The following is a 10,954-nucleotide window of genomic DNA, read 5'->3' on the forward strand; positions in this document are numbered from 1 at the left end:
GCGACGGCCTGCCGTTCCATCGCCAGGAGTGTTAGACTTGCCGCATGGGACTCTTGACCTTCAGCATCAACGTCACCCTGGACGGCTGCGTCGACCACCAGGAGGGAATCGTCGACGACGAGACACACGCCCTCTTCACCCGCCTCATGGACGAGGGCGGGGCGATGCTGTGGGGCCGCGTCACCTACGAGATGATGGAGAGCTACTGGCCGGCGGTCGCCCGCGGCGACGAGGAGGCGCCGCCGGCGATGCGCGAGTGGGCGGTCAAGCTGGAGGCCAAGCCGAAGTACGTGGTGTCGTCGACGCGAAGGGACTTCCCGTGGACCAACAGCCACCACATCGCCGGCGACCTGCGCACGGGCGTGCAGAAGCTCAAGGACGCGACCCCGGCCGGCGTGCTCCTCGGTAGCGGCAAGCTCGCGACCGAGCTGGACCGGCTGGATCTGATCGACGAGTACAAGCTCCTCGTCCACCCCATGATCGCCGGCCACGGCCCGACCCTGTACCAGAGCGGGCTGCCCAGCACGCGACGGCTCGAGCTGGTCTCGGCGAAGCCGCTCCGCTGCGGCGCGGTCGCCATGCACTACCGGCGCGCGCGCTGACTCAGAGCAGCCCCATCGCGCCCAGCTCGCGGGCCAGCGCGTCGTCGGGAGCCTTCTCGCCGCGCAACACGGCGTACCCGCTGCACGAGCCCCATCTCGAGCATGACCGGCTGAGCGGTGCAGGGTGCAGGGGACGGCGGATGCAGCTACGTGGAAGAAGCATGTGGCGGCCTGGCGTGCGAGCGGAGACGTCCGGCGTCCTGGTCACCACCTTCTCCGGGCCCTGCATTGCCGTCCAGAGCGCCGGCACGGAGCTACACAACATGGGCGATCCTCATCTCGCCGAGGCCGTTGGTCGCGCCAGGGACCTCTTGAAGCGTGGAGCGTACGCCGAGGCCGAGGAGCTGCTCTCCGGGCTCATCCACGACATCGAATCGCGATTGGGCGACCGCGCGCCGGAGCTGATCAACCCCCTTTACCAGTACGCCAGGGCTGTGAGCCAGCAGTACCCGTGGACCACGCTGCCGCATCGCGAGAGAGCCGCGCTCGAGCGCGCGTTACGGCTCGCCGTCGAGCATCACGGCGAGGAGTCGCGTCCCGCGGCGCGGATCCAGAATGTGCTGGCGCTGAGCCTGAGCTCGTGTGGAGAAGCCGCGCTGGCGTGCACCCACATGATGAATGTCGTTCGGTTCACGGAGCGAGCCCACGGAGATGGCGTCCTGCTCGCTCACGCGCTGGGCGGGCTCGCTGATATGCTGCTGGATGCCGGGCGGTGGGAGGAGGCCCTCGCGACGTACGAGCGCGCGTCCTGCATGATGAGAGGCAGAGGAGACGAGCTGGCCGAGTTCACGCTGCTGTTTGGCAAAGGCCGCTGCCTCATCGCGATGGGACGTCACCCCGACGCGGCTCCGGTCCTCGAGCGCGCGTACACCTGGTTTCTCGGGAGATTTGGCGACAACAGGAGGGCAAAGGAGCTGCTCGCCTGGCTCGATCGTGCCCGGCTCGGAGCGGCGGGAGCCCTCGAGACGTGAGTCCGACGGCACGTGGATAGCGCGCACCTTCTCCAGCACCCTCGGCCCCTGCTCCCGGAACGGGAGAGCCCTCGCGCGGTCCTTCCCCGAGATTGCCCTCGACCACGCGCTCGGGGACCTGCCGGAGCCCGAGCCCGTCAGGGGTAGACGTCCGGCGCGTCCAGCCCAGCGCGGCGAGGTTCGAGCGGTTGAAGAGCAAGTTGGACGAGAAGTCCGGGGTGGCGTGAGCGCCATCCCCACGATGATGGCGTCCACGAAAGCGTCTCCAAGACGAACCGCGGGACCTGCCCCGGGCTGACAGCGCGTTCTGCTGTGCAGCCCGGCCCTCCTGGAAGAACGACGGTAGATCGATGCATCGCAGCCGCCGCGTTCACTCCACCGCCTGCGGGCGAGCGCCCGCTACTGCAACAGCGACTCGATATCGGCGCAGGTGCGATCCTCGACCTCCTGGCATTCCCACGAGACGTAGGCATCGTAGGGGAACCGGCAAGCGCCCATGTCGTCGACGGCGCACGCCTCCTCCAGCCCTTCCTTCATGACGACCGGGCAGATCTTCTGCGCCGCGGGCGCTTGCCAAGGGATGTCGTCAGTGCAGAAGCTGACGAAGGGGTCGTCGGAGGTGCGCCCGCGTTCCTGAAAGAGGGCGGTGCCGTCGCCGAGCAGGACGTAAATCCGCTGGGTCTGGCCGCATCCCCCGCCCGGATCGTCGAGGGTGCCCAGCACGCCGACCTCGCCCGAGACGATCAGCTTGGCGCCGCAGAGCATCGCAGAAAGCGGCTCTGAGTCGATGTGGGAGTAGATCTCCTGGCAGGTGTATGGCAGGCCGCACTCGAAGAGATTGACATGCTCCTGCGCACTTCCAGTGTCCTCGCCGCCGGCGCCGCCGTCCCCTCCCCCGGCGCCGCCGTCAGCGCCGAGCGCGGGCCCGGAGACCTCGCCGCCGGCGCCGCCGTCCCCTCCCGAGGAGCCGCCGTCACAGCCGAGCGGGAGGCCGGAGAACGAGATGGCGAACGCGAAAGCCCAGAGGTTCTTGCGGTGGAGCATGGAGGTTCCTTTCGTTGCGCCTGGCTGCCAGTTGCAATAGCCTGGCCACACACAGTGACCGACGACTCGTGCCCTCGCCGTCCGGAGATATGACAACCCTGTCAGGACTCGGCCGTCATCGGCACACTTCGAGCCAGATTGTGCATTGATCGCGCATGGCTCTGCGCGCTGGCTCCTTCACCTTGCTTGCTGCCTCGCTGACGCTCCTCGCGGCCTGCGGCGGCAATACAGCTCCCCAGCGCGCCCGCTCGACGTCGATGATGCCGGCAACCCTGCGTTCCTTGACGAAGAGATCGGGGCGCCGGGCACGAACGAGGTAGTGCTTCCTGGGCGCCGCAAACTTCTTGAGAGCCGCGCTCGGTGCGTCGAATATCCGTGGACCAAGACACGGCGTGACCGCCCAGGTCGTCGACAATGACGTTCACCCACTTTCTTGATGATGTGTCGAACGTCCGGTACGAGTTGAACTCGCACTTGTACTCGCCGGATGACACCACGAACTCGATTTCAAGGAATCGCCCCCGCATCCGAGAAACACGAGTGATCAGGCGGTCGACCGCCCGATAGCCGCCCCGCTTGCGCCTGGGAGCGGGCTGCTCGTCCACCGTCGCGACCGCGGGGACTGGCCCGCGGTCAGGCAGCCCGCCCTCGGCCGCCGAAGTTCGCGTTTGCGTCGGCAATCCCAGGCCCGTAAGGAACGGCGGACAGGCGACGCCGCGCGCGGCGCCGGGAGACGCCGATCGTGACCACCGAGCCCCGCAGCACCACGAACGCCGGCCAGCGCGCGGCTGGCCCTCGCAGCCCCCGCCGCGGCGCGCGCGGCGTCGCCGCCGGCCGCCGCGCCGCCCTGGCGCTCGCCGTGGCGCTCGCCGGCGCGGCGTCCGCGGGGTGCGCCCCCCGGGGCGCGGCGTCGCCGCTCGCCGTCGAGGCGCCGCTCCCCGCCGCGTTCGCCGCCGCCCTGGAGGCCGAGATCGCGAGCTCCGCCGCGGCGGCGCCGTACCTCGACGCCCTCGAGCGCGCCGTCGACGCGCCGAGCGACGCGGGCGCGCTCGCGACCGTGATCGCGTCCACCGACGCGCTCGTCTTCGGCGCCGGCACAGCGGGCGGCCCCGACCCGGGCGCCTCGGCGATCGCGTTCCGCTCGCGCGAGGCGCTCCCCGAGGTCGCCCGCCGCCTCCAGCGCGCCTGGGCGTTCGCGGACGTCAGCGGCCGCGGCGCCCCGGAGATGCCGTTCGTGCGCGGCACGCTCGCGAGCGCGCTCCACCGCATCGCCCTCTTCGTCGGCGACGAGGCCGCGGCCGCGACGTGGAGCGCGCGCCGCGGCTGCGCGGGCGAGGCCGCCCTCGTCGGCCCGCTCGACGCGGCGCCGCTCCAGAGCCTCGCGCGGCCGTCGCCCGTGAGCTCCGCGCCGGGCGCCCCGCTCGCGCGGTCCTATCCCGGGATCGCGCCGTTCGCGCCGAGCGTTTCGCCCCTCGTTGTCCGCGCCGACGCGTGCGCGATCGACGTCGACGCGGTGAGCGCCCTCCAGGGCACGCGCGCCGTCGTTGTCGACCTCCACAACCCGGTCGCCCAGCGCGTGAGCCTCGCGCTCGCCTCGGGGTCCGCCGCCGTGCTCGAGGTGGGCGGCGTGCCCGCCCTCGAGCGCGACTACGCGGCGGGCGGCGGGCAGGTCACGCGCCTCGCGACCGTGGAGGCCCAGCCGGGCACGCTGCGCGTCGTCGTGCGCGTCGCGCAGAAGGGCGACGGCAGCTCCATCGAGCTCAGCGCGTGGGGCGAGAACGGCCTGCCGCTCCGCGCCCGCGCGCCGCGCCCCGGCGCCGCCGCGACAGCGACGGCGGCGCGGCCGTCCGCGGTCAGCCTCACGCCCGGCCCGGGCGGCAGCCCGGCGTCCGTCGAGGTCGCGGCCGCGGCGCTGCTCGCGCTGGGCGACGCGCGCGCGGCGGAGCACCTCCTCGACCCGGCCGGCGACGGCCCCTCCGGCGACGGCGCGGCGCGCGGGCAGGCCGCGGCCGCGGCCCCCGCCGCGGCCCCCGCGCCGCGCCGGCCGCGGCACGACCTGCTCTACGCGAGGGCCATCCGCCGCGTGGGCGACCTGCCCGAGGCCGAGGTCGTCGAGCGCATCCGCGCCGCCCTCGAGCGCGTGCTCGCCGCGTGGCCCGCGTCGTGGGAGGCGCGCCTCTACCAGGCAGAGCTCGCGGAGCGCCGCGGCGGCCAGGGCGAGGGCACCATGGACGCGCTCCGCGAGCTCGGGGTGAAGGTCGCGCCGCCGGGGCCGGGCGGCGCCGTGAAGGCGCCCGGGGTCCCGGACGCCGACCGCATGGTCCTCGCCGAGCTCGCGGCGACCGCCCGCCGCGCCGGCGTCACCGACGTCGCCGAGGCCGCCTACGCGAGGCTCGCCGTGGCGGCGCCGGGCTCGGCGCTGCTCGCCGCCGTCGACGACCGCATCCACGGCCGCGTCGGCGTCGACGCGGTGAAGGCCGCCTGCGAGGGCGGGCTCGACCGCTCGAGCACCGCGTGCCTCGGCGCGCGCCTCGACGCGAGCGACCGCGCCGCGGTCCTCGCCGAGATCACCCGGCTGCGCCGGCTCCGCCGCGCGCCGGACGCCCTGCGCGAGGTGGAGCTGCGCGAGCGCGTCGCCCGCGGCGACCTGCGCGGCGCGCTCGCCGTGTACGACGCGATGCCGCCGGGCGACCGGATGATGCTGGAGGCGCTCGGCCTCGCCGCCGGCCGCGGCAACGTGCGCGCGGTGCGCGGCCGCCTCGCCCGCGACCGCACCACCGCGCGCGACACCCCCGCCGGGATCGGCCCCATCACCCGCGCGCTCGGCCTCACCCCGGACCCGGCGCCGGCGCTCGAGGCCGAGGGGCGCAAGCTCGTCCTGGAGGACCAGGCCAAGGCGTTCCTGCCCGGCGCCGCGACAGCGGTGCTCCGCCACGTCGAGCGGTTCACGATCGCGCCCGACGGGCTCGTCCACTACGTGACGTACGACCTCCGCCGCGTCTCGGGCACCACGGACGTGGCCCAGGGCGCGGTCGCGTACGGCCCGCTCATCGAGGGCCGCGGCGCGGCGCGCCTCCTGCGCCGCCGCATCCACAAGCGCGACGGCCGCATCCTCGCGCCCGACGCGGCCGCGAACGCCGCGCAGGAGCACAGCGACCTCTCGCAGCTCGAGCAGGGCGACTACGTCGAGCAGGTCACCGAGGGCTACGCGCTGCCGGGCGACAGCGGCCAGCTCGTCATCGACACATGGGACCTGCTCCCCGAGCGCACGAGCGTGCGCGAGGCCGAGATCGAGGTGCGCCGCCCGTCGTCGCTCCGGCTCGCTGTCTGGTCGCACCCGCTGCTCGGCGCCGCGGAGCAGCGGGTCGAGGGCGCCTCCACGGTCAGCGTCTGGCGCCTCAAGGACCAGCCGCCGCGGCGCATGGAGGACGGCGTGCCCCGGGTGGAGATGGGCGTCGGCGTCAGCCTGGGCACGCAGACATGGGGTCACGTGGCCGCGGCGATCGACGAGAACCTCCGCGCGCTCTCCGACCGCGACCCCTCGATGACCCGCTGGGCGCGCGAGGCCGCGGGCCCGGAGCGGACGCCGTCGCCCGCGCTGCTCGAGCGCGTCGTCGCGGCCGCGGGCAAGGCGGTGAAGGTCGCGGGCGGCGCCGAGCTCTCGGACATGGCGGCGCTGCTCGGCGGCGGCCCGCAGCGGACGACGGCGCGCGCGATGATCGAGCTCGGCCAGGGCAGCCGGTCGTGGGTCATCTACCGCGCGCTGCGCGAGCTCGGCGTGCGCGCCGACCTCGCGATCGCCGAGACCGAGCCGTTCAGCTCGTCGGCGGACTTCCCGCCGCACGCGGGGCGCTTCCAGCACCCGCTCGTCATCGCGCGCCTGCCGGGCGGCGACGTGTGGATCGACGCCGACGTCGAGGGCCCGCCGCTGCCGCCCGGGCGCATCAGCCCCGAGCTGCGCGGCCGCGCCGCCATGCTGCCCGGCGGCGAGCTCGTCACCGTGGCCGGGACGAGCGGCGAGACAGGCGACGAGGTCGACCTGCGGCTCGCTGTCGACGAGCAGGGTAACGCCGCGGGAACATTCACGATTTTGCTGCACGGACGGGCGGCGCAGGCGCTGTCCGAGGCGTTCGAGACCGTGGTCGGCACGGCGCGGCGCGAGATGCTCCGCGGCGTGGTGCTCGGCTGGCTGCCGTGGGCCGACGTGGAGGACGTCACTGTCTCGTCGACGGAGGGCTCGTGGGAGGTCGCGCTCCGCGCCGCGGTGACGATCCACGGCTTCGCGCGGCCGGAGGGCAAGGACGCCGCCGCGTGGACGCTGCCGGGGCTGGAGCCGGTGCACCTCGTGTTCCCGCGCGCGTTCACGGGCACGCTCGGCGCCACGTACGCCTCGCGCGGGGCGCGCAAGAGCGCGCTCGCGATCGAGACAGCGCTCCAGTACCACGTGCGCCGCCGGATCGAGCTGCCGGCGGGTTACGCTGTCGCGCGGGTGCCCGAGGGCGTGCGCGTCGAGCACGCGGACCTCACGGCGTCGCGCAAGGGCAGCTACGGCGCGGTGATCGAGGAGGACTTCGCGCTGAGCCTGCCGACCGGGACCGTGGCCACCGACGAGTACAGGGCGTTCGTGGAGCGGGTGCAGGCGGTGGACAGCGGCTTCATGGCGGGCATCCGGGTGGCGCGGCCGGCGGGGGCGGCGAGCAACGCGCAGAAGCCCGGGGCGGGCCGCGGCGGCGCGGCGAGCCCGCAGAAGCCGGAGAAGAAGCCCTGAGCCTCGAGGTCCGCGAGTCGGTCCCGCTGGCCTCGCTCACGACGCTCGGCGTGGGCGGGCCGGCGCGCTTCTACGCCGAGGCCGCGGGCGAGGCCGCGGTGGTCGAGGCGTTCCGCTTCGCCGAGGCGCGCGGCGTGCCGCTGTTCGTGCTGGGCGGCGGCTCGAACCTCGTTGTCTCGGACCGCGGCGTCGACGCGCTGGTGCTGCGCGTGCGGGTCCGCGGCGTCGAGGTCGTCGGCGGCGAGGTCGTCGGCGGCGAGGGGCTCGATCCGGCCGGGCGCGTGCTCGTGCGCGCCGGGGCGGGCGAGGGCTGGGACGACCTCGTCGCGCGCGCGGTCGCCGAGGGGTGGGCGGGGGTCGAGTGCCTGTCGGGCATCCCTGGCGACGTCGGCGCGACGCCGATCCAGAACGTGGGCGCCTACGGCCAGGAGGTCGCGGAGACGATCGCCGAGGTGCGGGCGGTCGACCGCGCGACGGGGGCCGTGGCCGTCATCGCCGGCGCCGACTGCGGCTTCGGGTACCGCGACAGCCTGTTCAAGCGGGCCTGGCGCGGGCGGTACGTCATCACGGCGGTCACCTTCGCGCTGCGCCCCGGCGGCGCGGCGGCGGTGCGCTACCCCGAGCTCCAGCGGGCGCTCGCCGCGGCGCCGGGCGGGGCGGCGCCGCCGCTCGGCGAGGTGCGCGGCGCGGTGATCGCGCTCCGCCGCGGCAAGTCGATGGTGCTCGACCCGGGGGACGAGAACGGCCGGAGCGCGGGGTCGTTCTTCATGAACCCGACGCTCGCGGCCGGCGATGCCGCGGGCGCTGTCGCGCGCATCGAGGCGGCGGGCGTGCTCGCGCCGGGCGAGGCGATCCCGAAGTACCCGGCGGGCGGCGGCCGGGTGAAGCTGTCCGCGGCCTGGCTGATCGAGCGCGCGGGCTTCGCGAAGGGGACGCGCCACGGCGCCGCGGGCATCTCGACGCGCCACACGCTCGCGCTGGTGAACCGCGGCGGCGCCACCGCGGCGGAGCTGCTCGACCTGGCGCGGCGCGTGCGGCGGGGCGTGCTCGATCGGTTCGGCGTGGCGCTCTCGGTCGAGCCCGATCTGGTCGGGTTTGCGCCGGGGGAGATCGCGGATCTCGTCGGCGACGCCCACGGGGCTGACCAGGGCGGCTGATCCGCAGAGCGCGGCGAGGAGCGCCTGCGCATCGCCGGCCGCATCGGCGCCTCGTGTGGTTGCCGTGCTGGCCGTCGACGTCCGACAGCCGCCGCGTCGACGGGCCGTACCGGTACATCGTCTCGACCCCGCTGCCCGCCACCACCCGCACCCGTTGCCCGTGCTCGTCGTACCCGATGAGCCTCAGGTACTCCGTCGTCCTCGGCTCGTCCGGGTGCTGCGGATTGACCTGCTGGTTCTCCCCGACCGCCGACACCAAGAGGCCGCCGCGCTCGCACTCGCGTGCTCGGGCGCAGCTGCCTGACATTGTGCAGCTGCGCCCCAATTCACGTCGAGCAGGGTACTAACCGGGGGAATAGACGTCCACCCTATCGCAGAGCTCCGAGATCCGCCGCATCACGTCTGACGAGAGCGTGAATCCACCCTGACCACCAGCCGGCTCCCACCAGATGCCCACGGAAATCGTCGCTCCCGCTGCGTCAGCCATCCCTCGGATCGCTGCTGCACGAGGCTCCGCTACCGCGAGAAGTTCGAGGGCACACTGTTGAACATCGGACCCATCACAGGTGACCACCCATATCCCCAAAGGACGCTTACGAGTTCCGCCTGCCTTCGATTCATAACATTCACCTTTGCTCCAAGCGCGAGAGGGAAGCACCCCAACAGCCGCCGTGACCTCCGCTGGAACAACCCTGTCCCCCGACAGACCAAGCTCCACATGCACAATATCCGGCGCACCGTCGTCGCAGCCCTCTTCAACGTCGTATTTCACATCAGCACTCATAGGTACTCGAGGAGATTTCCGAGATAGTTTCCAACATCATCCACATAGTCGCCAGTACTCAGAATTCGCCCATGGTGGTCATTCGGAATTTTGTTAAACCGCTTCAGCCCTTCCAACGCCCGCCCCCATTCGCGCCGAGACAGTCCATACCCAGCGCCTCATTCAGCCCTCTCGCCGTACTCGAGTTGAACTTGTTCCCGCCAGTCTGGAGTACTTTTGAAGCAGCGGCGCTGAGGGTCCCCTCTCCGAAGATGGTAGCGCCCCCGTTCGAGATCACCTTCGACGCCAGCTTACCGAGAGCGAGTTTCGCTCCGACTCTGACTAGGGTAACGGCCGTACCGGCGACGCCTATCGCATCGATAGGGTCAATCAGCGGAGCTTCTAGCGGCTTGTCTTCAGCCGCGTTCCGCGCCCGGTCGATCTCTTGCCAGTGCTGGACACGGGCAACCGGACTCATGCATGATTCAGAGATACATCCACTCGCACGTTGCTCCTTGGTTTGAGTGCTGACCTCCTCGGGCGCCACAAACGCTTGGCAGACACCGTCGACGCATTTCTCGGCCAGCCCCGTCGGGTCGACGAACATCAGCGGGTTGTTCCGCGTGTACGTGTACACCCCCAGGTGGATCGGCTCGTACACCCCCCCGTTCGGCGCACCCCGCATGTACTGGTCGAGGATCGGATCCGGGCTGAGCCACACGCCGAGCTGCGGCTCGTAGCTCCGCGCCCCGTAGTAATAGAGCCCCGTCGACAGGTCGAGCTCCTTGCCGGTGAACAGGTACGGCTGCCGGTTCTGGAACCGCGAGTCTGACTCGTCGGTCCACAATTCCCCGCTTGGCAGGTACTCGACGTCCTGGCTCAGCTCCTGGTCCTGGTCGGTGACGTACTGCGTGCTCCCGAGGTCGTCGGGGTGGTAGTACATCACCGGCGGTCTCTGGAACCAGTCCGCGTCGATCTTGCTCGCGACCCGCGTCTCGCCCGCGAAGATGTGCTTCGTCGCGACCACCCCGTTGCGCACCACGAGGTGCTGATCGACGTACGCCGTCTCCTCCTCGCCGGCCACCCCGTGCCGGTGTACCCGTCGCTCCCCTGCGCCATCGTACAGCGCCCGCGACATCTCCTGGTTATTCTCTCTCACCGACACAAGCCGGTTGTCTTCGTCCCAGCCCAGGGTGCGCTGCAGGTTCCCCCGGTACTTCCACTCCTTGTGATTGCCGTTCGCGTCGTGGAACAGCTCCCGCAGCCGAGGCTGCGCCTCGGCATGCACGAACTCGTCCACCTGATTCGCCGCGTGCGGCCGCGACCCGGTGTAGCGGTACTCGTTGCGGTACGTCCTCTCCCGGATCACGTCCTGCTTCTGCCACTCGCCCGGGGCGCCCCACATCGGCACGTACCGGGCCACCTCCTGCCCCTTCGTCTTCACGTTCCCGAGCACGTCGTACGCGATCTCCAGCGCGTACCCCTGCCGCTCGTTCCCCCGCTCCTGGTAGGTGCCCGATGCCCCGATGAGACGATCTCCTCGCCGGTGCCGCGGAAGTGCAGCTCCTGCATCGCAGAGGTCCCACGAACGATCGACATCCATCATCGACACATTCCTCTGCCAGAGCTATCGGACCCCTAAATTCCCT

General features: G+C 72.2%; 7 protein-coding genes. 4 read left to right on the forward strand and 3 right to left on the reverse strand.

Annotated features, from left to right (window positions below):
- Positions 1–44 precede the first annotated feature (44 nt).
- Together WMF42_RS38795 and WMF42_RS38800 are read left to right on the forward strand one after the other, a co-directional pair.
- Positions 45–602, forward strand: a complete 558-nt coding sequence (locus WMF42_RS38795) for a dihydrofolate reductase family protein (RefSeq protein ID WP_437688222.1) — start codon at positions 45–47, stop codon at positions 600–602.
- Positions 603–778: 176 nt separating this feature from the next.
- Positions 779–1,573 (forward strand): tetratricopeptide repeat protein, encoded by a 795-nt coding sequence (locus tag WMF42_RS38800; RefSeq protein WP_437688223.1) that lies wholly within the window; start codon positions 779–781, stop codon positions 1,571–1,573.
- A gap of 399 nt (positions 1,574–1,972) precedes the next feature.
- On the opposite strand, the gene WMF42_RS38805 is transcribed toward WMF42_RS38800, so the two are convergent.
- Positions 1,973–2,617 carry a hypothetical protein gene (locus WMF42_RS38805; protein WP_437688224.1) on the reverse strand — a complete coding sequence of 215 codons (645 nt, stop codon included), beginning with the start codon at positions 2,615–2,617 and terminating at the stop codon, positions 1,973–1,975.
- 742 nt (positions 2,618–3,359) lie between these two features.
- On the opposite strand from WMF42_RS38805, the gene WMF42_RS38810 reads away from it, so the two are divergent.
- Positions 3,360–7,385 carry a hypothetical protein gene (locus tag WMF42_RS38810; protein ID WP_437688225.1) on the forward strand — a complete coding sequence of 1,342 codons (4,026 nt, stop codon included), beginning with the start codon at positions 3,360–3,362 and terminating at the stop codon, positions 7,383–7,385.
- Positions 7,382–8,542, forward strand: coding sequence for a UDP-N-acetylmuramate dehydrogenase (locus WMF42_RS38815; protein ID WP_437694407.1), 1,161 nt, complete (start codon positions 7,382–7,384; stop codon positions 8,540–8,542). Before WMF42_RS38810 ends, WMF42_RS38815 begins: the two co-directional genes overlap by 4 nt.
- Positions 8,543–8,885: 343 nt before the next feature.
- On the opposite strand, the gene WMF42_RS38820 is transcribed toward WMF42_RS38815, so the two are convergent.
- On the reverse strand, positions 8,886–9,326 hold the full coding sequence (locus tag WMF42_RS38820; protein ID WP_081426567.1) for a DUF4279 domain-containing protein: 441 nt from the start codon (positions 9,324–9,326) through the stop codon (positions 8,886–8,888).
- Between the two features lie 103 nt (positions 9,327–9,429).
- The gene (locus WMF42_RS38825; protein ID WP_437688226.1) at positions 9,430–10,911 is read right to left on the reverse strand and encodes an RHS repeat domain-containing protein; all 1,482 of its coding nucleotides are present in this window, start codon (positions 10,909–10,911) and stop codon (positions 9,430–9,432) included.
- Positions 10,912–10,954 lie beyond the last annotated feature (43 nt).

The sequence above is a fragment of the Sorangium sp. So ce176 genome (assembly GCF_051519835.1).
Taxonomy (GTDB): domain Bacteria; phylum Myxococcota_A; class Polyangia; order Polyangiales; family Polyangiaceae; genus Sorangium; species Sorangium cellulosum_G.

Bases quoted from the DNA above. Each gene is read 5' to 3' on its own strand.
- WMF42_RS38820 (WP_081426567.1), bottom strand. From the start codon at position 9,326: ATGAGTGCTGATGTGAAATACGACGTTGAAGAGGGCTGCGACGACGGT.
- WMF42_RS38805 (WP_437688224.1), bottom strand. From the start codon at position 2,617: ATGCTCCACCGCAAGAACCTCTGGGCTTTCGCGTTCGCCATCTCGTTC.
- WMF42_RS38825 (WP_437688226.1), bottom strand. From the start codon at position 10,911: ATGATGGATGTCGATCGTTCGTGGGACCTCTGCGATGCAGGAGCTGCA.
- WMF42_RS38795 (WP_437688222.1), top strand. From the start codon at position 45: ATGGGACTCTTGACCTTCAGCATCAACGTCACCCTGGACGGCTGCGTC.